Below are 24561 nucleotides of genomic sequence, written 5' to 3' on the forward strand. Positions count from 1 at the left end.
ATCGGATCGATGCGTTATCAGTGCTTGCGCGGGGCCAGGTAACCCAGCCAGCGGCGCTCGGCCAGCTTGAACAGGCGCACCAGGATAAAAGTCAGGCACAGGTAGAAAACGCCGGCCGTGATGTAAGCCTCGAACGGCAAGTAGTACTGCGCATTCACCGTGCGCGCGGCACCGGTGATGTCGATCAGGGTCACGATGGAGGCCAGGCTGGTGGTCTGCAACATCATGATCACTTCGTTGCTGTACTGCGGCAGTGCCCGGCGCAGGGCCGATGGCAGCAGGATCCGGCGATACAACTTGTAGCGTGACATGCCCATGGCCTTGGCCGCCTCGATCTCACCGTTAGGCGTGGCGCGCAGGCTGCCGGCGATGATTTCGGCGGTGTAGGCGCTGGTATTGATGGCAAAGGCCAGGCAGGCACAGAAGGTCGCGCTGGACAGCCACGGCCAGAGGAAGCTCTCGCGTACGGCTTCGAACTGCGCCAATCCGTAGTAGATCAAAAACAGCTGCACCAGCATCGGCGTGCCGCGAATCACATAGGTATAGAGCCAGGCGGTCATGTTGATGACCGGCTGCTTGGACACCCGCATCAGCCCCAGGGGCAACGCCGCCAGCAGACCAAAGAACAGCGACAGGGCCAGCAGCTTCAAGGTGGTCAGCAGGCCGCTGAAGTACAGCGGCAAGGCTTCGTAGATGACGTTGTAGTCGAAGATCATAGATCAGCCGCCCTTATGCCTACCGAGTAGCGCTTCTCGAGTTGACGCAATGCCAGCAGCGAGACACTGGTAATCACCAGGTACATTGCCGCCACCGCCAGGAAGAAGGTGAAAGGCTCGCGGGTGGCATCCGCCGCCTGCTTGGCCTTGAACATCATGTCTTGCAGGCCCACCACCGAAATCAGCGCCGTGGCCTTGGTCAACACCAGCCAGTTGTTGGTGAACCCCGGAATCGCCAGGCGAATCATCTGCGGCACCATCACCCGGAAAAACACCTGGAACCCACTCATGCCATACGCCATGCCCGCTTCGGCCTGCCCTTTGGGGATAGCCATGAATGCACCGCGAAAGGTTTCCGACAGGTACGCACCGAAGATGAACCCCAGGGTACCGATGCCGGCCGCCAGCGGGTTCAGGTCGATGTAATCGTCATAACCGAGCATCGGCGCCACGCGATTGAGCAGGTCCTGGCCGCCATAGAAAATCAGCAGGATCAGCACAAGGTCGGGAATGCCGCGAATGACCGTGGAATACAGGTCACCCAGCCACGCCAGCCAGCGCACTGGCGAGAGGCGCAACGCGACGCCGATCAGCCCCAGGACAATGGCCAGGGCCATGGACGACAAGGCGAGCTCAAGCGTCAACCATGCGCCATCGAGGATGACAGCCCCGTAGCCTTTCAACATGATTCAGGTCCTCGAGAGTGGAATGAAAAAATGGCGCAAACCGCAGAGATCCTGTTGCTTGCGCCATTTCGCACGAGTGGCGGGACGTTGTTACTGGCCGTAGATATCGAAGGCGAAGTACTTGTCCTGGATTTGCTTGTATTTGCCGTTCTCGCGAATGGCGGCAATCGCGCCGTTGATCTTGTCCTTGAGGGCATCACCCTTGCGAACCGCGATGCCTACGCCGTCACCGAAGTATTTGACGTCGGTGAAGGCCGGGCCCACGAACGCAAAGCCCTTGCCGGCGTCGGTCTTGAGGAAACCGTCATCCAACAGGGTAGCGTCTGCCACGGTGCCGTCGAGACGGCCGGCGGACAGGTCCAGGTAGATTTCATTCTGCGAACCGTACGGCTTGATCTCGGCACCCAGCGGGGCCAGGACTTCACGGGCGAAGCGCTCGTGGATCGAACCGCGCTGCACGCCGACGTTCTTGCCCTTGAGCTCGGTCAGGCCTTCGCTGACCTGAGTGCCGGCCTTCATCACCAGACGAGCCGGGGTGTTGTAATACTTGTTGGTGAAATCAACAGACTTCTTGCGATCTTCAGTGATCGACATGGAAGACAGGATCGCGTCGATCTTGCGCACCTTGAGCGCCGGGATCAGGCCGTCGAATTCCTGCTCGACCCACACGCACTTGACCTTCATCTCTTCGCACAGTGCATTGCCGATGTCGTAGTCGAAACCGACGATACTGCCGTCCGGGGCCTTCGAGGCGAACGGAGGGTAAGCCGCTTCGATACCGATTTTCAGGGGCTTTTCTGCGGCGAATGTCGACAGGGACAGCACGGACAGTGCCAGGGCGCCAAGCAGCACAAGTTTCTTCATCTTGGGACTCCATCGGGAAAGGGCAAAAACGGCAGAGTGAGCAACAGCCCAATATGCGAATGGGTGGAACGAACTTTAGTGCTGCGTCCTAAGAAAGCGTGCGTCAATTCAACGCAGCTCACGACGAGCGAGTGATCGGCATTCTAACGACAGGCCCGAAGCCGATATTTCTTCAATGCGACAACAAATTACAGAAGCACAGAAAACGCGACCTGAGCGCATTGACAGCCCCGCAAATTCATGCAAGAGCAAAAGAAAGGAAACCGATCTATGCTGCAAATTGCGGGCCCATTATTCGCAAACCCTTCTAATCCGGCAAGCACAGCGTGTCGCCTTGTTTTCCAAGAGGCCTGGAACCGCCCTATAACGGGGCTTCGCGTTTCACATCGCCCCGTTGTGGCGCCTTTGGTTACACATTCCGAAACACCGGTAACGTTCAGCCCCCTCCTACTTTAAACGCCGATATTTATTCATCCATCGAACCCGTGGCGAGGGAGCTTGCTCCCGTTGGCTGCGCAGCAGCCCCAAAGCCAGGCACAGCGGTCGTTCAGTCATACCGCATTGGCCGGTTTACGACTGCTGCGCAGCCGAGCGGGAGCAAGCTCCCTCGCCACAAAGGCACCACACGTCAAACTCTCCTGGCGTTAGCGACCATAAAAAAACCCCGCTCGGCAAAATCGGGCGGGGCTTTTCGGTGTTACGGGCTACCGTCAGGCGACGTTCATGGTCTTGTGCGTCTCGATCAGATGCGCCACCACACCCGGATCAGCCAAGGTAGAGATATCACCCAACCCATCGTATTCCGCCGTGGCGATCTTGCGCAGGATGCGGCGCATGATCTTGCCGGAACGGGTTTTCGGCAGGCCCGGGGCCCACTGGATCACGTCTGGCGAGGCAATCGGACCGATCTCCTTGCGCACCCAGTTCTTCAGTTCCAGACGCAAGGCCTCGCTGGTTTCTTCGCCGGCATTGAGGGTCACGTAGACATAAATGCCCTGTCCCTTGATGTCGTGCGGCACACCCACCACCGCCGCTTCGGCGACTTTCGGGTGGGCAACCATGGCGCTTTCGATTTCGGCCGTGCCCATGCGGTGGCCGGACACGTTGAGCACGTCATCCACCCGACCGGTGATCCAGTAGTAGCCGTCCTCGTCACGACGCGCACCGTCGCCGGTGAAGTACATGCCGCTGAAGGTCTTGAAGTAGGTGTCGACAAAGCGGTCGTGGTCGCCGTACAGCGTGCGCGCCTGGCCTGGCCACGAATCGAGGATCACCAGATTGCCTTCGGCCGCGCCTTCCACCAGGTTGCCAAGGTTATCCACCAGCGCTGGCACCACGCCGAAGAACGGACGCGTGGCCGAACCCGGCTTCAACGCCGTGGCACCCGGCAATGGGCTGATCAGCACGCCACCGGTTTCGGTCTGCCACCAGGTGTCGACGATCGGGCAACGCTCCTTGCCGACATTCTTGTAGTACCAGTCCCAGGCTTCCGGGTTGATCGGCTCACCCACCGAACCCAGCAGGCGCAGGCTGCTGCCATCGGCACCTTCGACGGCGGCGGTGCCCGAGGCCATCATCGCGCGGATGGCGGTCGGCGCGGTGTAGAGAATATTGACCTTGTGCTTGTCGATGACCTGGGCCACCCGGGTGATGTCCGGGTAGTTCGGCACGCCTTCGAACAGCAGCGTGGTCGCGCCATTGGCCAACGGGCCGTAGACGATGTAGCTGTGGCCGGTGACCCAGCCGACGTCGGCGGTGCACCAGTAGACTTCGCCCGGTTTGTAGTCGAACACGCGCTCATGGGTCAGGGCCGCATAGAGCAGGTAACCGGCGGTGGTGTGCTGCACGCCCTTTGGCTTGCCGGTAGAACCTGAGGTGTAGAGGATGAACAGCGCCTCTTCAGCGCCCATTTCCTTCGGCGCACAAACGGTACCGGCCACTTTCATCAGGTCTTCGTACCAGATGTCACGGTGCTGGTTCCACTTGATGTTGCCAGCCGTGCGCTTGCACACGATGACTTTCTGGATGCTGCTGGTTTCCGGGTTGGTCAACGCATCATCGACGTTGGCCTTGAGCGGGATCTTCTTGCCTGCACGAATACCTTCGTCAGCAGTGATCACCACTTTGGATTTGCAGTCGATAATCCGACCGGCCAGTGCTTCCGGCGAGAAACCGCCGAACACTACCGAGTGAATCGCGCCGATCCGGGTGCAGGCCAGCATGGCGACCACGGCTTCGGGGATCATCGGCATGTAGATCGTCACCACGTCGCCGCGATGCACGTCCTGGCCGCGCAGGGCGTTGGCGAACTTGCAGACTTCTTCATGCAGCTCGCGATAGGTGATATTGCGGCTCTCGGCAGGGTCATCGCCCTCCCAGATGATCGCAATCTGATCGCCGCGCTCGGCCAGATGACGGTCGAGGCAGTTGTAGGAAACGTTCAAGGTGCCATCGGCAAACCACTTGATGTCGACATGGTGATCGTCGAAGGACGTCTGCTTCACCGTGGTGAAAGGCTTGATCCAGTCGAGGCGCTTGGCCTGCTCGCGCCAGAAACCATCCGGGTTGACCACCGACTGCTGGTACATGGCCTTGTAGGTCGCCTCGTCAGTCAGCGTGTTAGCCGCTACCTCGGGACGAACGGGATACAGAGAAGCCGCACTCATCTTTCTTACCTCGGTGACATAGTTGTTTTTGTATGTACCCGTTGTAGCCGGGGCGAGCCTATAGAACCATTCGACGATGGTAGTAACAAGTCCCTACAAAATGTCGGTACTAACGTGCAAACCCTGCCAGTTGGCCTTTTCCTGTGGGAGTGAGCCTGCTAGCGATAGCAGTGTGTCAATCAACAGTGCTACTGGCTGATCTGACGCCATCGCGAGCAAGCTCGCTCCCACAGGGATCTCCAATAAAACGAAAATCCCATACACACCACAGACCCATTGTGGGAGCGAGCTTGCTCGCGATGGCGGCGGCAAATCCAACATAGATGCAACAGACAACACCCGCCACCTGCAACGATTATTACCAGATCAACCAACAGTGTTTATCAAAACCCGGTCTTTTTGCGATTACCCCCACCCCCTAAAATCCACCTCGCCAACCGGCAAACACGATTAACGCAACACAGCCCCCACGAAGGCCGTTAATCCAACTCCCAAAACCTGTTCCACACGCAGCCCCAAAAAGGTTGCGTGACCCCACTCGACCTCAAAAAAGGTGAAACAGATGAAAGCTTTATGGGTTCTGGTCCTCGCCGGCCTTAGCGTCACCGCGATGGCAGACGAGGCCCCGACCGACGTTGCACAGCAAAAACCAGCCATTGAGGAGTACACCTACTCCACCCACCTGGACATCGCCAAAGTCATCTCCATGAGCGACATCCCGAACGTCTGCGAAGTGGTCCCGGCCAAGATGGAATACGACGACTCCAAAGGCCAGCGCCACATCCTGCGCTACAGCGTCATGGGCACCGGCTGCTCCAACGGCTGATCAACTTAAACGAACCAGGAGCAACCTCCATGAAAACCAAACTGATCCTTGCCTTGACCCTGTCCGTCCTGGCCGCCCAGACCTTTGCCGCCGACGGTTATGACCGCACCGGCTCCGCTGTCGCTGAAGACGGTTACGACCGAACCGGTTCGGCCACCGTTGCCGAGGATGGCTACGACCGCACCGGCTCCGCTACTGTCGCTGAAGATGGCTATGACCACACCGGTTCGGCACATATCGGTTGATCATAAATGGCATTTTCCATAGCCCGATTTTGATCGGGCTTGGTTGTGTCTGTAACCATCAAAAAGCCCTTGCAAACACAACATGTAGTGCAAAACCTCAAAAAACGCTCGTTTTTTGATCAAAAAATACCGTCACCCGACCCATGCAAAAAAAATCTTCAGCGGCCAAAGCCTTGTAAACCCTTGCTCCCACGCGGATATACCGCCCGCGACCTCCTCCGTGGGCTATTTCGCCGCAGCACGTAGGCAAAAAAGTCCTTATAATGCCGCCTTAAACGGGCCTGCAATATTCCCTTACAGGGAGTCAAACCAGCCTGAAGCCCACGCAGAGGCCCATTGCCTCCTCGCGCTCACAGCCGCTTCAGAACGACCCGTACATTTTTCTGTTTATTGCCTGCGTCAGCTGCTGCAACAAACGATTTTCCAAGATCCACCGCGGCCAGTAGGCCTTCAACGGGCATCTGGCCCTCACGCAGGAGACAACACGTCATGCTGAGCTGGGACGAATTCGACAAAGAAGACGGCGAAGTCGCTGTAAAAGGCGCCAACGCCGGCCACGCTTCTGAAGCCAACATGGACCGCCTCGACAGCGCCGGCGGTGCCGCCGCCCTCGAAGCCCGGGCCGTGACGGCCAGCGACTCGGCCGCGATCATTCGCGCCAAGGCCGCCCTCGACAAACTCGACGTCGCCGAAGGCCTCGCCGAACTCGAAGGCGCCTCCGCCCGTGTCGCCGTCGATGAAAAGCGCATGATCAACTGCCGCGCCGACCTCAACCAGCTCGTGCCATTCAAATACGACTGGGCCTGGCAGAAGTACCTGGACGGCTGCGCAAACCACTGGATGCCGCAAGAAGTCAACATGACCGCCGACATCGCCCTCTGGAAAACCCCGGAAGGCCTGACCGACGACGAGCGCCGCATCGTGATGCGCAACCTGGGCTTCTTCTCCACCGCCGACTCCCTGGTTGCCAACAACCTGGTCTTGGCCGTGTACCGCCTGATCACCAACCCCGAATGCCGCCAGTACATCCTGCGCCAGGCGTTCGAAGAGGCGATCCACACCCACGCCTACCAGTACTGCATCGAATCGCTGGCCATGGATGAAGGCGAAATCTTCAACATGTACCACGAGATCCCATCGGTCGCGAAAAAAGCCGCCTGGGGCCTGAAATACACCCGTTCGATCTCCGATCCGAAGTTCGAAACCGGCACCCCGGACACCGACAAGGAATTGCTGCGCAACCTGATCGCCTACTACTGCGTTCTGGAAGGCATCTTCTTCTACTGCGGCTTCACCCAGATCCTCTCCATGGGCCGCCGCAACAAAATGACCGGCGTCGCCGAGCAGTTCCAATACATCCTGCGCGACGAATCCATGCACCTGAACTTCGGCATCGACGTGATCAACCAGATCAAAATCGAAAACCCGCACTTGTGGGATGCCGAGATGAAGGAAGAAGCGACCCAGATGATCCTGCAAGGGACTCAGTTGGAGATCGAATACGCGCGCGACACCATGCCTCGCGGCGTGCTGGGCATGAACGCGGCGATGATGGAGGACTACCTCAAGTTCATCGCTAACCGTCGCCTGTCGCAGATTGGTCTGAAGGAAGAGTATCCAGGGACGACGAACCCGTTCCCTTGGATGAGCGAGATCATGGACTTGAAGAAAGAGAAGAACTTCTTTGAGACTCGGGTGATTGAGTATCAGACGGGTGGGGCTTTGAGCTGGGATTGATTCGAAAGAAAAATCTTAGGCTGCACGCTTAAATAAAAACCCCGTGAAAACGGGGTTTTTTGTTTTCTATAAGAGCCGATATCGAGTTTAACTCAGGGCAGCCAAGCAACCTTTGCCCTACGAAAAACTCAGAATCGTTGCGCATTGGTGGCGGAAAGCTTCTCGGATTTTGCGAGGGTTTTGAGATTCCATCAGAAGCCGTCGTCCGTTGTCCGTTGTTCAGGCGGCGGTTTTTTGTTGGTGATATGGAATTGGGGCTGCTACGCAGCCAGCGGGAGCAAGCTCCCTCGCCACGGGTTGGTGTCAGGTCACAGGTTATCGGCAGGCTTGATGGCCGGGGAATTTTGGGCATCGCGAGCAGGCTCGCTCCCACAGTTTTTGGTGGTGTGCTGAAACTTTGAGTGCAACCGGCCCTGCCCTTCGCTATTAATACATTTCCCCCTCATGGACCCGAGCCCCGATGAAATTCGACCTCGCCTACTGCCTCAGCCTCGACGACAAGCTGTCGATCTATGACGTGCGCGATTTGAATTTTGACGAGACGGTGGCATTCGATTCCGCGAAGGAACAGTTCCAGTGCCCCAACGATGCCTGTCGGGCGGCGTTTGATGCGGCGAATGTGTTGGGGACGTTCAACGCCAAGAACGTGAATTACGTGCGCACGCCGCACTTTAAGAACATCCCCAGCACGCGGCATATCGAGGGTTGTCCTTATGTCAGCCTGAAGACGCCGGCGTCGGGGCTGGAGACGGAGGGCGGGGAAACGGATGACGGTCCGGAGGAGCATTTTCCGTCGGAATTGTTGCTGACTCGGCGTGAGTATGTGCGCAAGCCATCCGGCCCGACGGTGGTGGCGGACGTTCTGCGCGATGAGCGAGAGCCTTCAGCCGCCAGTCATGTCGAGCACCCGAGCCGTGATTCAGCGCCGGACAAGACCAGCGTCTTCGCCCATCCGGTGGAGTGTTTTGTGTCGAACTTCGCGGACAAGGATCTGCTCAAGCGCATGCCGCTGAAGATTGGCGAGCACACGGCGCCCTATGGATCGTTCTTCAAGAAGATCGAGTACCTGCTGGACAACAAGGGGCTGATTTACTGGGGCAAGATCAAGCAGATCAAGGATTACACCCAGAGCTTTCGCATCGACTTCGAAGCAAAGGTCTGGTTCAAGCAACCGGGCGAGGCGAAGAAGAAGCCTTACTCGGTCAACGTTTACCTGAGCAAGAAGCTGATCGACAACTACCGCAAGCGCAAAGCGTTTCTGGAAGAGATCAAGCACGCCATCGAGAGTGACGCGCCGTTGTATTGCTTCTTTTATGGCGTGACGCCGGAGCTGAAACAGGTGCCGAGCAAGAAAAACCCCGAGCAGACGTTCGGGGTGTTCAGCGCCAATATCGAGAACCTGGATCACTTCATTATTCGGGAAGCACCGGGGTTGGCTGGTCAATAGCTACCCTACCCCAGCCACATCCCAACCATCACAAACATCAACAACCCTACATACACCCGCGCATGCAGCCGATCCGGTATCCGCCCGATCCATGGTGTTGCCAGACGGATGCCCAGTAGCGCGCCGAGTGTGAGCACAACAAAGGCCAGCAAGTCTACGTAACCGACAAACCACGGGCCGAAGTCTGTCCCGGTGAAGCTGGCCAAGGCCATGTAGGTGACGGTGCCGGCCAACGCGACGGGCACGCTCAGTGGATTGGCCATCGACGTGGCCTGGGACATGCTCAGGCCACAACGGCGCAGCAGTGGCACGGTCATGACGCTGCCGCCGACGCCCAGCATTGTGGCGATGATTCCGATGGTTGTACCGCCCAATGCGGTCTCCATTGGCGCCAAAGGGCGTAGGACGGCATCGCTGGGGCGTGTCAGAAAACCTCGCCGCAGCAGGCAGTCCAGGATGGTCAGGCCCAGGTAAGCCATGAAGGCGTAGCGGATAATCTCGCCATTGAGCCAAGTGGCGGCCGCTGCGCCGAAGACCGCCCCCAGCGCAATGAAACCGCCGAACGGCCACAGGTAATGACGAATCAGTTGACCGGCACGCTGGTGTTTTCCGGTGGCGACCAGGGCGTTGACGATCATGACGCAGGTCGAGGTGGCGACGGCAATGTGCATGGCCGATTCACCGATGGCGTCACCCGAGTGATGGGCCATCAGCATGCGATACATCAAAGGCACCACGACGAAACCGCCGCCAAAGCCGAACAACACCGCCGTTACGCCACTCAGGCAGCCGAAGCACGCAAGCAATACATAGAACATCGAGGCGAATCCGTGAAATGGGAGGCGCCCCACGTTAGATAAGCGAAGCTTGGCCCGCTCTAGAAAACAGGCCAATAATGTTTGCGTTTACGCCAATGATGAGTAGCCCCTCGATGCGCAACACTTCGATCGATTTATTGGATGCGATCCCCAGGGCTGTCGTCGCCATTGGCACCGACTACCCCCACGGACATTTACTGCCCTCGCACCATCATCGCCGGGCGCAGTTGCTGTATGGCGCCACTGGTGTGATGCACGTCCGCACCGAAGACGGTAATTGGGTGGTGCCGCCGCAACGGGCGGTATGGATCCCGCCCGGGGTTGCCCATGAGGTGCTGATGCTGGGGGTCAGCACGCGCAGCGTGTACATCGAACCGGCTGCCGTGACGGCCATGGACGCCCGTTGCCAGGTCATCAGCGTGTCGCCCCTGATGCGCCAGTTGCTGCTGGAAGCCGTGGAGCTTGCGCCGGAATACGACGAGGCCGGGCGCGACGGCGCGCTGATCAATCTGTTGCTGCACGAACTGTTGCGCAGCACTCATTTGCCATTGCACCTGCCACTGCCCAAGGACCCACGCCTGCTCGGCCTGTGCCAGGGGTTTCTGAAACACCCCAACGCCCACGTCTCACCCGTGCAATGGGCGGCGCAGTTGCCTGTGAGCTTGCGCTCGTTCAATCGGCTGTTCAGCCGGGAAACCGGGTTGAGTTTCAGCCAATGGCGACAACAAGCCTGTGTGATGTCGGCGCTGTCTCGATTGGTCGTAGGCGATTCGGTAACCCGTATTGCCCTGGATCTGGGCTACGACAGCCCTGCGGCGTTCTCCACCATGTTCCGCCGGGTGCTGGGTCACGCACCGAGTGCCTGGCTGGAAAAGACCACCGGTCATTGATCAAAAAAATGAGATTGATCAGGATTCAAAACAACTGTACAAAAACACAGTATTTTTTGAATCCACAGCTTTGGAGAACTCCCATGGCCTCGCTCGCAATCAAAACCACCCTGGAACGCATCGCTGTCTATCAATTCACCCCTGCCCACAGCGCGCAGGCCCGAGCCATGCTGGGCTGGAGTGTCGAGGAATTGTCACGGCAGTCTGGAGTCTCGACCCAGGCCATCCGGCGCTTCGAAGCGGGGGGCGAGCTACTTGATGTCACCCGCCTGGCCCTGGCCTTTCGGCTGGAAGCCGAAGGCCTGGTGTTCTTCCCGGGCTTTGCGCCTGGGCGCGGCATGAATATCAAAGGCGCCACGCCGGATCCGATGGGGCGGCCAGACTACGCAATGATCGAATGATCGAATGATCGATGCGTCGAGGGTCAGGCCATATCGGGCTGGTCTTGATAAGCCGAGGGTTCCACGTCCAGCCACCAGGCGCGGCCACGTTGCGGTTGCGCGAGGCTGAAGGCTTCACCCATTTGCGGGGTGGCAATGCAGACGTTGCGCTCCCAGGCCAGGGCCAGGATGCGATCGAAGGGTTCGTACCAGGCATGCATCGACAAATCGAACGTGCCGTTGTGGATCGGCAGCAACCAGCGGCCCTTGAGGTCGATATGCGCCTGCAGGGTTTGCTCCGGTTGCATGTGGATGTGCGGCCATTCGACGTTGTAGGCGCCGGTTTCCATCAGCGTCAGGTCGAATGGGCCGTATTGCTGGCCGATGCGTTTGAACCCGTCGAAATAGCCCGTGTCGCCGCTGAAGAAGATTCGGGTGGCGCCATCAATCATCACCCACGAGGCCCATAACGTACTGTTGCCGTCGAACAGCCCGCGACCGGAAAAGTGCTGGGAGGGTGTGGCGATGAATTCAATGCCGTCCACTTCGGTGCTCTGCCACCAGTCCAGCTGACGCACCTTGCTGGCGTCGATGCCCCATTTGATCAGGGTGTCGCCTACCCCGAGAGGGGCCAGGAAATGCCGTGTCTTGGCGGCAAGTTGGAGGATGGCCTGATGATCGAGATGGTCGTAGTGATCATGGGAAAGAATCACCGCTTCAATTGGCGGCAGCTGTTCCAGGCTGATGGGCGGCTGATGGAAGCGCTTGGGGCCAGCCCATTGCAGGGGGGAAGCGCGCTCGGAAAAAACCGGGTCGGTCAGCCAGAACTTGTCTCGCAGCTTGAGCAGCACCGTGGAATGACCGAGGCGGAAAACACTGTTGTTCGGCGCGGCCAGCAGGTCGGCGCGCGTCAGCGGTTGTACCTCGATGGTGCCCGCAGGACGAGTGTTGCGCGGTTTGTGGAAGATCATGTTCCACATGATGCGTAGCATCTGGCCGAGCCCTTGGCGCGGTGTAGGGGCGTGGTTACGGTACTTTCCTTGCTCCTGCTGGGATGAAGGAAGCACCGCAGGGCTGTCAGTCGAAGAAAAAATGGTCATGATGCGAAAACTCCAAGGACGTCGTCGCAATTGCGCTTCGCCGTTGTGGGACGCTAATGGCCGTTGCATGCACGCTCAGCCGCTTGATTGAAAACTACACTACTCGGTGTAGTTTGTAGATTGCAGCAATCCCGAGAGCAAGTAAACTGCCAAGTGTAACTTCCCTTCTCCAGATGATGATTAACCATGACCGTACCGCCGCAGCGCCTCACCGAGCGAAAACGCGAATCCATCCTCCAGGCCGCGATTGCCGAATTCCGTAGCAGCGGTTTCGAGATCACCAGCATGGACAAGATCGCGGCGACGGCGGGTGTGTCAAAGCGCACGGTGTATAACCACTTCCCCAGCAAAGAGGAGTTGTTTGCGGAAATTCTGAATCGATTGTGGAACAGCATTACCGCCGAACAGGACATGGCCTACAGCCCGGAGCAGCCCCTGCGTGAGCAGCTTCGAAAGCTGCTGCAAGCCAAATTGCACATGCTGGCAGACGATAATTTTCTCGATCTGGCGCGCATCGCCATTGCCGCGACGATTCATTCGCCCGAGCGAGCCCAGGATATGGTTGCGCGCATGGGTCAGCGCGAAGAAGGTTTGACCGTGTGGATTCGCCAGGCCCAGGCCGACGGTCGGTTGAAAGCCGTGGAGCCGGCGTTTGCGGCGCAACAGATGCACGGGCTGATCAAGACGTTCGCCTTCTGGCCTCAAATTTCCATGGGCCAGCCGTGCCTGACCCAGGATGAACAGACTCAGGTGGTTGAATCGGCCCTCGACATGTTCCTGGCCCGCTATCAGGTCTGAGTGTCGCTACCACCGCAGAAACGGATTACGGCATCGATGGCTTGCTCACGAATTTCTCGTGCATCTCGGTAGTCAGGCAGTCGATGCGCTCGGTCAATGCCTTGGTCATTTCCGTCAGGCGGGTGTTCTGCTCCAACAACTCGAGCAATTGCGCCGTGTTCTGTGCTGCCTGGGCCTGGCGCTCACTGTTGGCAATGGCCAGTGCTTCGCGATGTTGAGCATCCGCTTCGGCTTGGGCCTTGTCCCGCGCTGCCTGGCGTGTCTGCGCCAGCAGGATCAGCGGGGCGGCGTAGGCCGACTGTAGGCTGAACGCCAGATTCAGCAAGATGAATGGGTAAGCATCGAAATGAACCACACCCAACATGTTCAGGCTTATCCAGATCAACACGATCAAGGTCTGCGCCCCCAGGAACATGGGTGTCCCGAAAAAACGCGCGAATGCCTCCGCGCGTAGCGCAAAGCGGTCATTACCAAAGGTCGGCCCCAAATGCGCGTGGGGACGATGAAAACGCAAGTGATCAACAGGTGCTGTGGAAGTGGGCTGCGACGATTCTGTCATCATGATGTTCTCTGCCTGAGGCTGGGGCTCAAGTCACTATACCGCCGGGAGATCATCCTCGATTGAGCCATCAACGCCCTGTTGGACAAAAGTCAGTGCAAGCGCAGATTGCACCTGAGTTCATCGAACAATGTCACCACTGAGCGCAAGGCGCGACAGTCCGGCCGGGTCAGCAGCCAAAGGGCCGTGTCATACCCCGCCAGCGGTTCGCCAATGGGCGCAAGGCCCTTGTTTTCGCCGATCAGAAAGTCCGGCAACGCCGCCACGCCCAGCCCGGCTCGAACCAACTCGGTGACCGAAAGCATGCTGTTGCAGCGATAGGCCGGCACCACGCCAGGAAGATGCTGACGGCGCCAAGCCACAGTGGGGTGATCGGGGAGAAAGTCATCCGGCGCGATCCAGGTCATGGCGGCCAGATCATCCTGCTCCAGCGATCGCAGATAAGTTGCACTGGCACATACCCGATAGGCCACTGTGCCCAGTTGTCGCCCGACCAGATGTTCCGGCGGCGTACGGGTCAGTCGCAAGGCGATGTCGGCGTCGCGGCGGCTCAGGTTGGCAAAGTCGTTCGAGGTGCTCAGCTCAAGGGACAGCGCCGGGTAAGCAGGCATGAACCGCGCCAGGGCCGGCAGCAACAATGCTTGCAGGACCGAGTCAGTGCAGGTCAGGCGCACCGTGCCGCTGACGACCTCACCGCCCTGCTCCACCCCGATACGCGCCGCCTCCAACGCCTGTTCGGCGCGCTCGGCCTGCTCAGCCAGCGCCTGGGCCAGGCTCGTGGGCAAATACCCTGCACGGCTTTTTTCGAACAAGGGTTGGCCCAGGGCGGCCTCCAGCCGCCGTACCGAGCGGAAGACCGTGGACACATCCACGTGCAGCAAGCGCGCGGCTCGGGCCAGCGAACCGCCACGGACCAGCGCCAGGATCAGGGACAGATCGGGATAGTCCAGACGATAGTGCGTCGGTGCATTGATCACTTGTATAAACGCCAATATTGATTGCGTGAACGCCAATCTATAGTGGCGACCAGGAATCAACAAGCGGCGAGCCTCTCATGGAAAACCAGCGTTCTTTGCACATCGCCCTGGTCGGCGACTATGACCCTCAAATAACGGCCCATCGGGCCATCCCCATCGCACTCGAACTGGTCAGCAAGCAAACCGGTCATCACATTGGTTTTCAATGGCTGGGCACCGACCTCATCACCGAAAGCGTCGTCCTGAATGATTTCGACGGAGTCTGGTGCGTGCCAGGCAGCCCTTACCGAAACGAAAATGGCGCGCTGCAAGCCATTCGTTTTGCCCGCGAACAACGTCGCCCTTTCCTCGGCACCTGCGGCGGTTTTCAGCATGCCGTGCTGGAATACGCGCGCAATGTGATGGGCTGGGCCGACGCAGCCCATGGCGAAACAGCTCCCGAGGCTGAACGGGCACTGCTGACGCCGTTAAGCTGTGCGCTGATCGAAACCATCGACTGTCTTGAGCTTGACGCCGATTCGTTGATTGCCAGGGCCTATGGTCGCCTTAAGGTTTTCGAAGGATATCGGTGCAGCTTTGGGGTCAATCCACAGTTTGAGCGGGATTTGCTGAGTGACCGCTTGCACGCCGTGGCCCGGGATTCGGCTGGCAATTTACGGGCCGTGGAGCTGGCTGATCATCCTTTTTTTGTCGCGACCCTGTTCCAGCCTGAGCGCGCAGCGTTGGAAGGACGTGTGCCGTCGCTGGTCAGTGCGTTTATCGAAGCTTGCCGGAGGACAGCATCATGAGCGCCCCGTATTACGCGGTGATTTTCACCTCCCTGCGCACTGAGGGGGACCAGGGTTACGCCCAAGCCGCTGAGCGCATGCTGACTCTGGTTCAAGAGCAGCCGGGCTTCCTCGGCGTCGAGTCGGCCCGTGGCGAAGACGGCTTGGGCATCACCGTATCCTACTGGAGCTGCGAAGCGGCGATCCTGGCCTGGAAACAGCACCCCGAACACCGCGCAATCCGCGAACGCGGTCGCTCGACCTGGTACGCCCATTGCCACACGCGGGTGTGCAAGGTCGAACGGGACTATGCCTTCCAGCGCCAAACCTGATGCCAGCCTACAAAACCTGCTCGCGAAAGCGCTGGGCCAGCTTGCATCCATGCTGAATGTGCCGCCGCCATCGCGGGCAAGCCTTGCTCCCACAGTGATTTTTCGTGGCTACCCGATTCGGTGTTCACCGCAAATCCCTTGTGGGAGCGAGCCTGCTCGCGATAGCGCTGGGTCAGCTTGCATCAGTGCTGAATGTGCCGCCGCCATCGCGGGCAAGCCTTGCTCCCACAGTGGTTTTTCAGGGCTAACCGATTCGGTGCGCACCGCAAATCCCTTGTGGGAGCGAGCCTGCTCGCGATAGCGGCAGGTCAGCTTGCATCCATGCTGAAGGTGCCGCCGCCATCGCGGGCAAGCCTTGCTCCCACAGTGATTTTTCGTGGCTACCCGATTCGGTGTTCACCACAAATCCCTTGTGGGAGCGAGCTTGCTCGCGAAAGCGCTGGGTCAGCTTGCATCCATGCTGAAGGTGCCGCCGCCATCGCGGGCAAGCCTTGCTCCCACAGTGGTTTTTCAGGGCTACCCAATTCGGTGTTCACCACAAATCCCTTGTGGGAGCGAGCTTGCTCGCGAAAGCGCTGGGTCAGCTTGCATCCATGCTGAAGGTGCCGCCGTCATCGCGGGCAAGTCTTGCTCCCACAGGGTTTTTCAGCCCATTCATAGTCGGCGTGGCTTTAGCCTTCCACCAACTGGCGCACTGCAACAATCTCCGGCAGGTCGCTACGGGCCATGTAAACCCGCAACGGTTCGGTGAGGTTGATCCGGTCGTCGATGTTCTGGTCCAGCAGCAACTGAATGCGCTGGCGACTCAGGGCCATGGTGCCGTCCGCCGCCGGAGTCCAGACAAATTCACAGGTGGGGATGATGCCGTCGTCGGCCACGTCCATGCCAAAGGCATCTTCGCTGAAGCGCACGATGTACTGGCGGGTTTTGCGGTTCAGGCCGACAAAACCCTTGAGCTGGTCGGCGGCCTGGCAGATGAATGTCGAAGTGGTTCGCATGGTAAACCTCATGGATGCGTCCCGCAGGACGTCTGATCGATGGTTTACACGCAGGGCAATTGGATGCTGTCTTCGGGTTTCCCTCTGCCGGGGAAACTGGTGCGGCCAAGCGTACTGCAAAGCGACCTGCAAAAGCGTGGGAAAAATCTGCTTTGCGCATTTTTATGTCGGTATAGCGATAGCGCCAGGAACGTTCAGTTGTTAAAAGATAGGTCTTTGCGAAACCCACGAAAGGATCTCGAGCATGCCTGTCACCTTCACCCGTAGTGCCCTGATGCTGAGCCTGCTGCTTGGCTTCGGCCAGACACAGGCCGGCGAAGCCGCGCCCCCCAAGTCCCTCGCGGCCCTTCAGGGCATTCCTCACCCAGCGGTGATCGCCCACCGCGGCGCCTCGTTTGACGCGCCGGAAACCACCGCCGCGGCCTACAAACTGGCCCGCGACCTGGGCGCCGACTACTTGGAACTGGACCTGCAACGCAGCAAGGACGGCGTACTGTTCGTGCTGCACGACGACAGCCTGCTGCGCACCACCGATGTCGCGACCAAATTCCCCGAGCGCAAGGACAGCACCGCCAACGAATTCACCATGGCGGAACTCAAAACCCTCGATGCCGGCAGTTGGTTCAACACCGCCTACCCGGACCGCGCCCGCCCATCGTTCGTGGGCCTGAAAATCCTCACCCTCGATGAAGTCATCAACATCGCCGAAGGCAACCCGCTGCACAAACCGGGGCTGTACATCGAAACCAAGGAGCCGAAGCTGTTCCCCGGCATCGAGCGCGACCTGAAGGATAAATTGCAGGACCGCGGCTGGTTGAGCCCGTCGGGCTCCAAGCTCGCCAAACGCGCCACCGGTGTAGGTCAGGGCAAAGGTAAAGTGGTGTTGCAAACCTTCGAAAAGAGCAGCCTCGAACTGCTGCAAAAAGAAATGCCGAACGTGCCAAAAGTCCTGCTGTTGTGGGTGGGCGATGGCTACATCGAGGCCAAGTCGAAGGTGACGTTTGCCGAGTCCGGCGAAACGGACAAGGCGGCCTATTACGCCAAACAGCAGCCCAAGGACAACGCCGAGTTTGAACAATGGGTCCAATTTGCCAAGGCACAAGGCGCTATCGGCACCGGGCCGTCCGCCGCGTTGACTCAAGGCGGCAGCCAGAGTTATTCGGACTTGGTGCAGCCGTGGATGAACCAATACACCCATGACCAGGGTTTGTTGGTGCACGTTTATACGGTGGATGAAGCGGTGGACTTCAAAAAAGTGCTGGAGGCCGGAGTGGATGGCATCTTTACCAACCGCGCCAGCGAACTGCTCAAATACTTGAAGCGTCCCGAAACAGGCAGCGTGGCGCAGGTACTGGAGAACAACGGTTACTGAATTAAGGGTGAATTAAGTTGCCAAAGTTAATCTGAAGCCACTTAAACGACACACCCCTTAATCACAGCAAGGAAAGAACACATGAAAACTTTGACTGCCCTGTTCACCGCCGCAGCCCTGACCCTCACCGCTGGCCTGGCCCAGGCTGATGTTCGAGTCGACCAGATTCCTGAGTTGGTCAAGAACGAAAAAATCAAGCCGCTGGAAGAGATGAACCAAGCAGCCCTGAAGTTGCACCCAGGCGCAACCATCACCGACACCGACCTGGACAACCACTTCAACGGTTACGAATATGAAGTTGAACTGAAAACCGCCGATGGCAAAGAGTTTGATGTTGACTTCGACGCCACTACCGGCAAAGTTCTGTCCAACAAACAGGACACTTGATTGAACAACAAAAAAGCCGCGCAACCTTAAGGTTGCGCGGCTTTTTTACGTCTTCGAACAACTGACTCTCACAGTGATCAGGCACTCAACCGCGCCGTCACTTCATTCAACTGCCCCGACAAACCGTGCAGGTTCCGACTCGCGGCTTCGGTGCGCTGTACATTGTCCAGGTTAGTGCTGGCGATGCAGGTGATTTCGGTCAGGTTGCGCGAGATGTCTTCAGCCACCGAGGTCTGCTCTTCTGCGGCAGTGGCGATCTGACGATTCATGTCGCGAATCGCTTCCACGGCCTGGGTAATGCGTTCGAGCATCACACCGGCCTGAGTCACCTGCTCCACGCTCTCTTCACTGCGCGACTGACCGCTCTCGATGGCCTGGGCTGCGTCCACCGCACCGGTTTGCACGGTCTGGATAATCTGGTTGATCTCGATGATGGACGAGGCGGTGCGCTGGGCCAGACTGCGCACCTCATCGGCAACCACCGCGAAACCGCGTCCAGCCTCGCCAGCCCGCGCCGCTTCGATGGCAGCGTTGAGGGCCAACAGATTGGTCTGCTCGGCGATACCGCGGATGACTTCCAGCACCTTGCCAATGCGCCCGCTATCGGTTTCCAACTGGCGGATGACTGTGGCCGTGTTGGCGATTTCACCGCGCATGCGGGTGATGGTATGAATGGTCCCTTGCATGACCTTCTCGCCCTGCTGCGCCGAGTGATCGGCGTCATCGGCGGCCTGTGCCGCGTCGGCGGCATGGCGAGCGACTTCCTGGGCGGTGGCGGACATTTCGTTCATCGCCGTCGCCACCTGGTCGGTGCGTTCGAATTGCTCGCTGGTGCCTTGGCTCATCAGGCTGGCGATGGCATTAAGCTCGCCGCTGGCACTGTCCAGTTCCGTGGCACTGCGCTGCAGACGCGAGAAGGTTTCGGCGAGAAAGTCGCGCAGGGTATTGGCGGCCAGCGCCAGGTCACCCAATTCGTCCTGCCGGTTGCTGACTACCCGCTCGGCGAAACGGCCGCGACTCAGTTGGGTCACGTATTCGATCAGGTTGCGGATCGGCTGCACCAGGTTGCGATTGACCAGCCACAGGCTGAACAGCCCGATCAGCAGGCCGGAAACCAGCATGATCACAGTGCCCAGCATAATCGTGCGATCGGCACCGGCACTGATCTGCGCCGATTGTTCGCTGGCAAGCTTGCGCAACTCCACCACCAGCGCACTCATTTGCTCGCTGGCCGCGCGGTCCACACCTTTGACCGCCGCATCACCCGCCGCCGCATCGCCGCCCGCCGTCACAAACGCATCACGGCCCTTCTGGTAGGCCGCACCCAATTGACGGTGTTCGTCTCGCAGACCCTCGATCCGAGTCTTGATGGGTGTCGCAACCCCTTCAAGGGCGATCAACTGGCCAAGAATGCCCTGGACATCATGCTGGCGATCTTCGAACTGCTTCCAGTATTTAGCCAGGTCTGCCGGCTGCTTGCCGCGCAGTAGAACGTTCTTCCATTCCTGGACCTGCACCTTGAATTGCAGGTTGGCCTCATCGATCAACTGCGACGCACGCAACGGGCCATCGATCAGGTTGCGATAGTTCTGGACGCCGTTGGAGAGGAAATGGAAAGACGCCAGGGCAATCAGCAACATCGCCAGCAGGCTGCCACTGAGCAAGGCGAGAATCTGCGCTCTCAGGGATTTTTGTAGAAACATGGAGGGAAATCTCTTGAAAAGAAGAAAGAGCCAAGCTCACGGACGACACGTCCCGACCTCCATGTTCGTGGTTTGCAGTGTCGCAACCGAATGCGGGATATGTACAAGCCATCGACCCGCGGGGCGTATTCTTGAGCCTTCGCGACGACCGGTAGCAGGTGTTTGATGATTGGACATGTCCTGTCCAGACAAGCCCTTTTGTCGCCGCAACGGAACTTAAAAGTCTTTTTGTCATTTCTTCTGCTGTATCCTGCCCAAGCTTTGTAAAAGCGCGGATCTACCAGATCTACCAACAGACTTTGCGAGGAGCGCGATATGCACGAGATTCCTAATCTCCCCTTCCCTAGCCTGCACGAAACTGAGCAGACGACCCCGCTACAAGCCGGAGGGCAACCAGACGCCCAGCAACCCGAGCCCAAAGAAGCCACTGAACGCCGCCAGGCCGACAGCGAAGACTGATTCACCCGCACGACCAGACCGTGTGGAAAGCGCTAAGATGCGCTTTCCACACTGCCTGAATCCTGAGCCCCCCATGACCGATGACCCTACCTTCAGCGAAGCCCAAGCCAGCATCCTGATCGGCACCGCCGAAAAGATGGTCGATATCTGGACGCGCCTTTCCCCGGAGAAACAAGCCGCCCTGCTGGCACGTTTCGGCACGGAGGAAAACGCCCTTGCTGCATTGGTCACCACACACCTGGTGACTGGACAAGACGACACCCCAGCGCCAACCGGCAAATAGTTTTACTTTTCCACGCTTCACGGTCGCAGGCACCGCTATCATAAGCAGCCTATCTATCCTGCTGCTCCGTGGACTCTTTACCCATGCCAGATACCCAGCGCCCCTTGGCGGTCACGCTGCAAGTCGTTTCCATCGTTCTGTTCACCTTCATTGGCTACCTGAATATCGGCATTCCCCTCGCCGTGTTGCCCGGGTTCGTCCACGGCGAACTGGGTTTTGGCGCGGTGATCGCCGGGTTGGTAATCAGCGTCCAGTACCTGGCCACCCTCCTCAGTCGTCCTTATGCCGGACGGATCATCGACAACCTGGGGAGCAAGCGCGCGGTCATGTTCGGCCTCGCCGGTTGCGGGCTGAGCGGTGTGTTCATGCTGGCGTCTGCCTGGACGTCAAACCTACCGACGCTGAGCCTGATCAGCCTGCTGATTGGCCGCCTGGTGCTGGGCAGCGCCGAAAGCCTGGTAGGCTCGGGATCGATTGGCTGGGGCATCGGCCGGGTCGGCGCGGCGAATACCGCCAAGGTGATTTCCTGGAACGGTATCGCCAGCTACGGCGCGCTGGCGATTGGCGCGCCGTTGGGGGTGTGGCTGGTGAAATCCCTGGGGCTGTGGAGCATGGGCGTCAGCATTATTTTGCTGGCGTTGCTGGGGCTGGCGCTGGCCTGGCCGAAAACGGCGGCGCCCATTGTCACCGGCGAACGGCTGCCTTTCATGCATGTTCTCGGACGCGTCCTGCCCCATGGCTGCGGCCTGGCCCTGGGCTCCATCGGTTTTGGCACCATCGCCACGTTCATCACCCTGTATTACGCCACACAGCAGTGGGACAACGCAGTGCTGTGCCTGAGCCTGTTCGGCGCCAGCTTCATCGGCGCGCGCTTACTGTTCGGTAATTTGATCAACCGCCTGGGCGGCTTCCGGGTGGCGATTGCCTGCCTGTCGGTGGAAACCCTGGGTTTGTTGTTGCTCTGGCTGGCGCCTGATGCGCACTGGGCCTTGGCCGGCGCGGCATTGAGCGGCTTCGGTTTTTCCCTGGTGTTCCCGGCGCTGGGGGTGGAAGCGGTCAACCTGGTACCCGCCTCCAGCCGTGGCGCGGCGGTGGGCGCCTACTCGTTGTTCATTGACTTGTCCCTGGGGATTACCGGGCCGTTGGCCGGTGCGATTGCCGCAGGTTTCGGTTTTGCTTCGATCTTTTTGTTCGCCGCGCTGGCGGCCTTGGGCGGGTTGTTGCTGAGTCTCTACCTGTACCGCCAGGCGCCGAAGCATCGTCAGGAGCGGGAGAAAAACTAGAAGTCCACCTTGCCGCGCCCGGCCTTGATCGAACCGCGCTTGGTCTTGGATTCCAGGCGACGTTTCTTCGAGCCCAGGGTCGGTTTGGTCGGACGGCGCTTCTTTTCGACCTTGGTGGCGTTGAGGATCAGTTCGGTCAGGCGTTCCAGGGCATCGGCCCGGTTCTGTTCCTGGGTGCGGTATTGCTGGGCCTTGATGATCAACACGCCGTCGCTGGTGATGCGACTGTCGCGCAGCGCCAGCAACCGCTCCTTGTAGAAATCGGGCAAGGACGAGGCCGCAATGTCGAAGCGCAAGTGCACGGCGCTGGACACCTTGTTGACGTTCTGCCCGCCGGCGCCTTGGGCACGGATGGCCGTCAGCTCGATCTCGGCGTCCGGGATGTGCACAGTGTTGGAAATTGCCAGCATGGAAAAAGAGGTCCGGTATCAGGACCCACAGAATACCGCGAATCCCCAAGACAGCGACCAACCCTTGTGGGAGCGAGCCTGCTCGCGATGACGGTGGGTCAGCTTGCATCAATGCTGAATGTGCTGGCGCCATCGCGAGCAGGCTCGCTCCCACAGGGATCAGCATGAGTCTGAATACAACAAACCCGGCCAAGTGCCGGGTTTGTTGTATTTCAAGGATGCTTACTTGGCAGCAGCGGCCACAGCCATGTCCTGCCGGGCACTGCGCTTGTTCTTGATCAGGTAGCACACCCACATGAACACCACCCACACCGGAATCGCGTAGACCGATATCTGGATGCCGGGAATCAGCAGCATTACCCCAAGAATGAACACCACGAACGCCAGGCAGACATAGTTGCCGTACGGATACCACAGCGCCTTGAACAGCGGTTTCTGGCGGGTCTGGTTCATGTGCTGACGGAACTTGAAGTGCGAATAGCTGATCATCGCCCAGTTGATCACCAGGGTCGCGACCACCAGCGACATCAACAACTCCAGCGCATGCTGCGGGATCAGGTAGTTAAGCAGCACCGCCACCAGCGTGACCGCAGCAGAAGCCAGGATCGAACGCACCGGCACGCCACGCTTGTCGATCTTGGCCAGGGCCTTGGGCGCATCGCCCTGTTCGGCCATGCCCAGCAGCATGCGGCTGTTGCAGTAGGTGCCGCTGTTGTACACCGACAGCGCGGCGGTCAGCACTACGAAGTTGAGGATGTGCGCCGCCGTATTACTACCCAGCATCGAGAACACCTGCACGAACGGGCTGCCGCTATAGGCATCGCCGGAGGCATTGAGTGTGTTCAGCAGGCTGTCCCATGGGGTCAGGGACAACAGCACCACCAGGGCACCGATGTAGAAAATCAGGATCCGGTAGATCACCTGGTTGATGGCCTTGGGGATCACGGTTTTCGGTTTGTCGGCCTCGGCAGCGGTGAAGCCGAGCATTTCCAGGCCACCGAAGGAGAACATGATGATCGCCATCGCCATCACCAGACCGCTCACGCCGTTGGGGAAGAATCCACCGTGGGCCCACAGGTTGGTCACCGAAGCTTGTGGGCCACCGTGGCCGCTGACCAGCAGATAGCTGCCCAGGGCAATCATGCCGACAATTGCCACGACCTTGATGATCGCGAACCAGAACTCGGCCTCGCCAAAGACTTTGACGTTGGCCAGGTTGATGACGTTGATCAGGACGAAGAATGCTGCCGCCGAAGCCCAGGTCGGGATGTCCGGCGCCCAGTAGTGGATGTACTTGCCGACCGCGGTCAGCTCCGACATGCCCACCAGGATGTAGAGAATCCAGCAGTTCCAGCCCGACAGGAAGCCGGCGAAACCGCCCCAATACTTGTGGGCAAAGTGACTGAAGGAGCCGGCCACTGGCTCTTCGACAATCATCTCGCCCAACTGGCGCATGATCATGAAAGCAATGAAGCCGCAAATGGCGTAACCGAGGATCATCGACGGGCCGGCTGACTTCAGCACCCCCGCCGAGCCGAGGAACAGGCCTGTACCGATCGCGCCGCCGAGGGCGATCAGTTGAATGTGTCGATTTTTCAGGCCGCGTTTCAGCTCGCCTGAATGCGTATTTTCTACAACGGTCATGCGTCACCTATTTGTTTTTATCTGTGACGAAATCGAACCCGACACGCTCGTGGCGTGGCGGAGTGAACAAGGGGGATAACCTTGAAAATGCGTGGGTACGCGAAGGGTCACAGTAAAACGCGGCGCATTGTACACCGCTGCCCCACTGCGACCAGACACCTGCGCACCCCGTACTTCAGGTCTGCCGCGCATCTGACCCGTCCCGCCGGTTTGA

At 59.1% G+C, this 24561-nt stretch carries 26 protein-coding genes; 14 read left to right on the top strand and 12 right to left on the bottom strand.

Annotated features, from left to right (window positions below):
* Positions 1-17: 17 nt before the first annotated feature.
* The 4 genes from QOM08_RS21605 to acs all read right to left on the bottom strand — a co-directional run bounded on the left by QOM08_RS21605 (position 18) and on the right by acs (position 4932).
* Positions 18-716: an ABC transporter permease gene (locus QOM08_RS21605; RefSeq protein WP_047228788.1), complete on the bottom strand. Its 699-nt coding sequence runs from the start codon at positions 714-716 to the stop codon at positions 18-20.
* Positions 713-1402 carry an ABC transporter permease gene (locus tag QOM08_RS21610; protein ID WP_047228789.1) on the bottom strand — a complete coding sequence of 230 codons (690 nt, stop codon included), beginning with the start codon at positions 1400-1402 and terminating at the stop codon, positions 713-715. The genes QOM08_RS21605 and QOM08_RS21610 overlap by 4 nt, the downstream gene beginning before the upstream one ends.
* Before the next feature lie 90 nt (positions 1403-1492).
* Complete coding sequence (locus QOM08_RS21615; RefSeq protein WP_188251976.1) at positions 1493-2266, bottom strand: ABC transporter substrate-binding protein; 774 nt, start codon at positions 2264-2266, stop codon at positions 1493-1495.
* Between the two features lie 710 nt (positions 2267-2976).
* The gene (acs, locus tag QOM08_RS21620) at positions 2977-4932 is read right to left on the bottom strand and encodes an acetate--CoA ligase (RefSeq protein WP_047228791.1); all 1956 of its coding nucleotides are present in this window, start codon (positions 4930-4932) and stop codon (positions 2977-2979) included.
* Between the two features lie 562 nt (positions 4933-5494).
* On the opposite strand from acs, the gene QOM08_RS21625 reads away from it, so the two are divergent.
* The 4 genes from QOM08_RS21625 (at position 5495) to QOM08_RS21640 (ending at position 9187) form a co-directional block, all read left to right on the top strand.
* On the top strand, positions 5495-5758 hold the full coding sequence (locus tag QOM08_RS21625) for a DUF2790 domain-containing protein (RefSeq protein WP_047228792.1): 264 nt from the start codon (positions 5495-5497) through the stop codon (positions 5756-5758).
* 29 nt (positions 5759-5787) lie between these two features.
* Complete coding sequence (locus QOM08_RS21630) at positions 5788-6003, top strand: hypothetical protein (RefSeq protein ID WP_047228793.1); 216 nt, start codon at positions 5788-5790, stop codon at positions 6001-6003.
* A gap of 489 nt (positions 6004-6492) precedes the next feature.
* Positions 6493-7740: a ribonucleotide-diphosphate reductase subunit beta gene (locus QOM08_RS21635; RefSeq protein ID WP_025215114.1), complete on the top strand. Its 1248-nt coding sequence runs from the start codon at positions 6493-6495 to the stop codon at positions 7738-7740.
* Between the two features lie 460 nt (positions 7741-8200).
* Entirely contained in the window at positions 8201-9187 is a 987-nt protein-coding gene (locus tag QOM08_RS21640; protein WP_316912109.1) for a hypothetical protein, read from the top strand.
* Between the two features lie 5 nt (positions 9188-9192).
* On the opposite strand, the gene QOM08_RS21645 is transcribed toward QOM08_RS21640, so the two are convergent.
* Positions 9193-10005, bottom strand: a complete 813-nt coding sequence (locus QOM08_RS21645; protein WP_107321998.1) for a sulfite exporter TauE/SafE family protein — start codon at positions 10003-10005, stop codon at positions 9193-9195.
* A gap of 113 nt (positions 10006-10118) precedes the next feature.
* On the opposite strand from QOM08_RS21645, the gene QOM08_RS21650 reads away from it, so the two are divergent.
* Both QOM08_RS21650 and QOM08_RS21655 read left to right on the top strand, forming a co-directional pair.
* Positions 10119-10895, top strand: a complete 777-nt coding sequence (locus QOM08_RS21650) for a helix-turn-helix transcriptional regulator (RefSeq protein WP_316912110.1) — start codon at positions 10119-10121, stop codon at positions 10893-10895.
* Positions 10896-10978: 83 nt separating this feature from the next.
* A complete protein-coding gene (locus tag QOM08_RS21655) occupies positions 10979-11296 on the top strand; it encodes a helix-turn-helix domain-containing protein (protein ID WP_047228797.1) in 318 nt (105 codons plus the stop codon).
* A gap of 23 nt (positions 11297-11319) precedes the next feature.
* Here the strand turns inward: QOM08_RS21655 and QOM08_RS21660 are convergent, their stop codons facing one another.
* The gene (locus QOM08_RS21660) at positions 11320-12375 is read right to left on the bottom strand and encodes an MBL fold metallo-hydrolase (protein ID WP_047228798.1); all 1056 of its coding nucleotides are present in this window, start codon (positions 12373-12375) and stop codon (positions 11320-11322) included.
* A 186-nt stretch (positions 12376-12561) separates the two neighbouring features.
* Here QOM08_RS21660 and QOM08_RS21665 point away from each other — a divergent pair, with 186 nt between their 5' ends.
* Positions 12562-13173 (top strand): TetR/AcrR family transcriptional regulator, encoded by a 612-nt coding sequence (locus QOM08_RS21665; RefSeq protein WP_047228799.1) that lies wholly within the window; start codon positions 12562-12564, stop codon positions 13171-13173.
* 25 nt (positions 13174-13198) lie between these two features.
* Here QOM08_RS21665 and QOM08_RS21670 read toward each other — a convergent pair whose 3' ends face one another.
* Both QOM08_RS21670 and QOM08_RS21675 read right to left on the bottom strand, forming a co-directional pair.
* Positions 13199-13732, bottom strand: a complete 534-nt coding sequence (locus QOM08_RS21670) for a DUF1003 domain-containing protein (RefSeq protein WP_047228806.1) — start codon at positions 13730-13732, stop codon at positions 13199-13201.
* A gap of 92 nt (positions 13733-13824) precedes the next feature.
* Positions 13825-14772, bottom strand: coding sequence for a LysR family transcriptional regulator (locus tag QOM08_RS21675; protein ID WP_316912111.1), 948 nt, complete (start codon positions 14770-14772; stop codon positions 13825-13827).
* A 14-nt stretch (positions 14773-14786) separates the two neighbouring features.
* Here QOM08_RS21675 and QOM08_RS21680 point away from each other — a divergent pair, with 14 nt between their 5' ends.
* Both QOM08_RS21680 and QOM08_RS21685 read left to right on the top strand, forming a co-directional pair.
* Complete coding sequence (locus QOM08_RS21680; RefSeq protein ID WP_316912112.1) at positions 14787-15497, top strand: CTP synthase; 711 nt, start codon at positions 14787-14789, stop codon at positions 15495-15497.
* Positions 15494-15808: an antibiotic biosynthesis monooxygenase gene (locus QOM08_RS21685; protein ID WP_316912113.1), complete on the top strand. Its 315-nt coding sequence runs from the start codon at positions 15494-15496 to the stop codon at positions 15806-15808. The genes QOM08_RS21680 and QOM08_RS21685 overlap by 4 nt, the downstream gene beginning before the upstream one ends.
* A gap of 671 nt (positions 15809-16479) precedes the next feature.
* Here QOM08_RS21685 and QOM08_RS21690 read toward each other — a convergent pair.
* Positions 16480-16806 (bottom strand): DUF2025 family protein, encoded by a 327-nt coding sequence (locus tag QOM08_RS21690; RefSeq protein ID WP_188251984.1) that lies wholly within the window; start codon positions 16804-16806, stop codon positions 16480-16482.
* 244 nt (positions 16807-17050) lie between these two features.
* Between QOM08_RS21690 and QOM08_RS21695 the strand changes: the two genes are divergently transcribed.
* Positions 17051-18178, top strand: coding sequence for a glycerophosphodiester phosphodiesterase (locus QOM08_RS21695; protein ID WP_316912114.1), 1128 nt, complete (start codon positions 17051-17053; stop codon positions 18176-18178).
* An 81-nt stretch (positions 18179-18259) separates the two neighbouring features.
* Complete coding sequence (locus tag QOM08_RS21700) at positions 18260-18565, top strand: PepSY domain-containing protein (protein ID WP_188251986.1); 306 nt, start codon at positions 18260-18262, stop codon at positions 18563-18565.
* A 77-nt stretch (positions 18566-18642) separates the two neighbouring features.
* On the opposite strand, the gene QOM08_RS21705 is transcribed toward QOM08_RS21700, so the two are convergent.
* Positions 18643-20268 (bottom strand): methyl-accepting chemotaxis protein, encoded by a 1626-nt coding sequence (locus tag QOM08_RS21705; protein WP_173406640.1) that lies wholly within the window; start codon positions 20266-20268, stop codon positions 18643-18645.
* Positions 20269-20583: 315 nt separating this feature from the next.
* Between QOM08_RS21705 and QOM08_RS21710 the strand changes: the two genes are divergently transcribed.
* The 3 genes from QOM08_RS21710 to QOM08_RS21720 all read left to right on the top strand — a co-directional run bounded on the left by QOM08_RS21710 (position 20584) and on the right by QOM08_RS21720 (position 22293).
* Positions 20584-20727 (top strand): hypothetical protein, encoded by a 144-nt coding sequence (locus tag QOM08_RS21710; protein ID WP_171061326.1) that lies wholly within the window; start codon positions 20584-20586, stop codon positions 20725-20727.
* Between the two features lie 37 nt (positions 20728-20764).
* Positions 20765-21010: a hypothetical protein gene (locus QOM08_RS21715; protein WP_188251987.1), complete on the top strand. Its 246-nt coding sequence runs from the start codon at positions 20765-20767 to the stop codon at positions 21008-21010.
* Positions 21011-21093: 83 nt separating this feature from the next.
* Positions 21094-22293: an MFS transporter gene (locus QOM08_RS21720; RefSeq protein WP_139049336.1), complete on the top strand. Its 1200-nt coding sequence runs from the start codon at positions 21094-21096 to the stop codon at positions 22291-22293.
* On the opposite strand, the gene arfB is transcribed toward QOM08_RS21720, so the two are convergent.
* The gene (arfB, locus tag QOM08_RS21725; RefSeq protein ID WP_047226974.1) at positions 22290-22703 is read right to left on the bottom strand and encodes an alternative ribosome rescue aminoacyl-tRNA hydrolase ArfB; all 414 of its coding nucleotides are present in this window, start codon (positions 22701-22703) and stop codon (positions 22290-22292) included. The genes QOM08_RS21720 and arfB overlap by 4 nt on opposite strands.
* A 222-nt stretch (positions 22704-22925) precedes the next feature.
* Positions 22926-24347, bottom strand: coding sequence for an amino acid permease (locus QOM08_RS21730; RefSeq protein WP_139049335.1), 1422 nt, complete (start codon positions 24345-24347; stop codon positions 22926-22928).
* Between the last annotated feature and the right edge of the window lie 214 nt (positions 24348-24561).

Source organism: Pseudomonas sp. P105 (assembly GCF_032614175.1).
GTDB classification, from domain to species: Bacteria; Pseudomonadota; Gammaproteobacteria; order Pseudomonadales; family Pseudomonadaceae; genus Aquipseudomonas; species Aquipseudomonas rhizophila.

Excerpts from the sequence above, each read along its gene's own strand:
- QOM08_RS21645 (WP_107321998.1), bottom strand. The coding sequence starts at position 10,005 with ATGTTCTATGTATTGCTTGCGTGCTTCGGCTGCCTGAGTGGCGTAACG.
- QOM08_RS21630 (WP_047228793.1), top strand. The coding sequence starts at position 5,788 with ATGAAAACCAAACTGATCCTTGCCTTGACCCTGTCCGTCCTGGCCGCC.
- QOM08_RS21640 (WP_316912109.1), top strand. The coding sequence starts at position 8,201 with ATGAAATTCGACCTCGCCTACTGCCTCAGCCTCGACGACAAGCTGTCG.
- QOM08_RS21695 (WP_316912114.1), top strand. The coding sequence starts at position 17,051 with ATGCCTGTCACCTTCACCCGTAGTGCCCTGATGCTGAGCCTGCTGCTT.
- QOM08_RS21650 (WP_316912110.1), top strand. The coding sequence starts at position 10,119 with ATGCGCAACACTTCGATCGATTTATTGGATGCGATCCCCAGGGCTGTC.
- QOM08_RS21690 (WP_188251984.1), bottom strand. The coding sequence starts at position 16,806 with ATGCGAACCACTTCGACATTCATCTGCCAGGCCGCCGACCAGCTCAAG.
- QOM08_RS21730 (WP_139049335.1), bottom strand. The coding sequence starts at position 24,347 with ATGACCGTTGTAGAAAATACGCATTCAGGCGAGCTGAAACGCGGCCTG.
- QOM08_RS21605 (WP_047228788.1), bottom strand. The coding sequence starts at position 716 with ATGATCTTCGACTACAACGTCATCTACGAAGCCTTGCCGCTGTACTTC.
- QOM08_RS21685 (WP_316912113.1), top strand. The coding sequence starts at position 15,494 with ATGAGCGCCCCGTATTACGCGGTGATTTTCACCTCCCTGCGCACTGAG.
- QOM08_RS21700 (WP_188251986.1), top strand. The coding sequence starts at position 18,260 with ATGAAAACTTTGACTGCCCTGTTCACCGCCGCAGCCCTGACCCTCACC.
- QOM08_RS21670 (WP_047228806.1), bottom strand. The coding sequence starts at position 13,732 with ATGACAGAATCGTCGCAGCCCACTTCCACAGCACCTGTTGATCACTTG.
- QOM08_RS21720 (WP_139049336.1), top strand. The coding sequence starts at position 21,094 with ATGCCAGATACCCAGCGCCCCTTGGCGGTCACGCTGCAAGTCGTTTCC.
- QOM08_RS21625 (WP_047228792.1), top strand. The coding sequence starts at position 5,495 with ATGAAAGCTTTATGGGTTCTGGTCCTCGCCGGCCTTAGCGTCACCGCG.
- QOM08_RS21655 (WP_047228797.1), top strand. The coding sequence starts at position 10,979 with ATGGCCTCGCTCGCAATCAAAACCACCCTGGAACGCATCGCTGTCTAT.
- QOM08_RS21710 (WP_171061326.1), top strand. The coding sequence starts at position 20,584 with ATGCACGAGATTCCTAATCTCCCCTTCCCTAGCCTGCACGAAACTGAG.
- QOM08_RS21660 (WP_047228798.1), bottom strand. The coding sequence starts at position 12,375 with ATGACCATTTTTTCTTCGACTGACAGCCCTGCGGTGCTTCCTTCATCC.
- QOM08_RS21610 (WP_047228789.1), bottom strand. The coding sequence starts at position 1,402 with ATGTTGAAAGGCTACGGGGCTGTCATCCTCGATGGCGCATGGTTGACG.
- QOM08_RS21705 (WP_173406640.1), bottom strand. The coding sequence starts at position 20,268 with ATGTTTCTACAAAAATCCCTGAGAGCGCAGATTCTCGCCTTGCTCAGT.
- arfB (WP_047226974.1), bottom strand. The coding sequence starts at position 22,703 with ATGCTGGCAATTTCCAACACTGTGCACATCCCGGACGCCGAGATCGAG.
- QOM08_RS21680 (WP_316912112.1), top strand. The coding sequence starts at position 14,787 with ATGGAAAACCAGCGTTCTTTGCACATCGCCCTGGTCGGCGACTATGAC.
- QOM08_RS21615 (WP_188251976.1), bottom strand. The coding sequence starts at position 2,266 with ATGAAGAAACTTGTGCTGCTTGGCGCCCTGGCACTGTCCGTGCTGTCC.
- QOM08_RS21715 (WP_188251987.1), top strand. The coding sequence starts at position 20,765 with ATGCGCTTTCCACACTGCCTGAATCCTGAGCCCCCCATGACCGATGAC.
- acs (WP_047228791.1), bottom strand. The coding sequence starts at position 4,932 with ATGAGTGCGGCTTCTCTGTATCCCGTTCGTCCCGAGGTAGCGGCTAAC.
- QOM08_RS21635 (WP_025215114.1), top strand. The coding sequence starts at position 6,493 with ATGCTGAGCTGGGACGAATTCGACAAAGAAGACGGCGAAGTCGCTGTA.
- QOM08_RS21665 (WP_047228799.1), top strand. The coding sequence starts at position 12,562 with ATGACCGTACCGCCGCAGCGCCTCACCGAGCGAAAACGCGAATCCATC.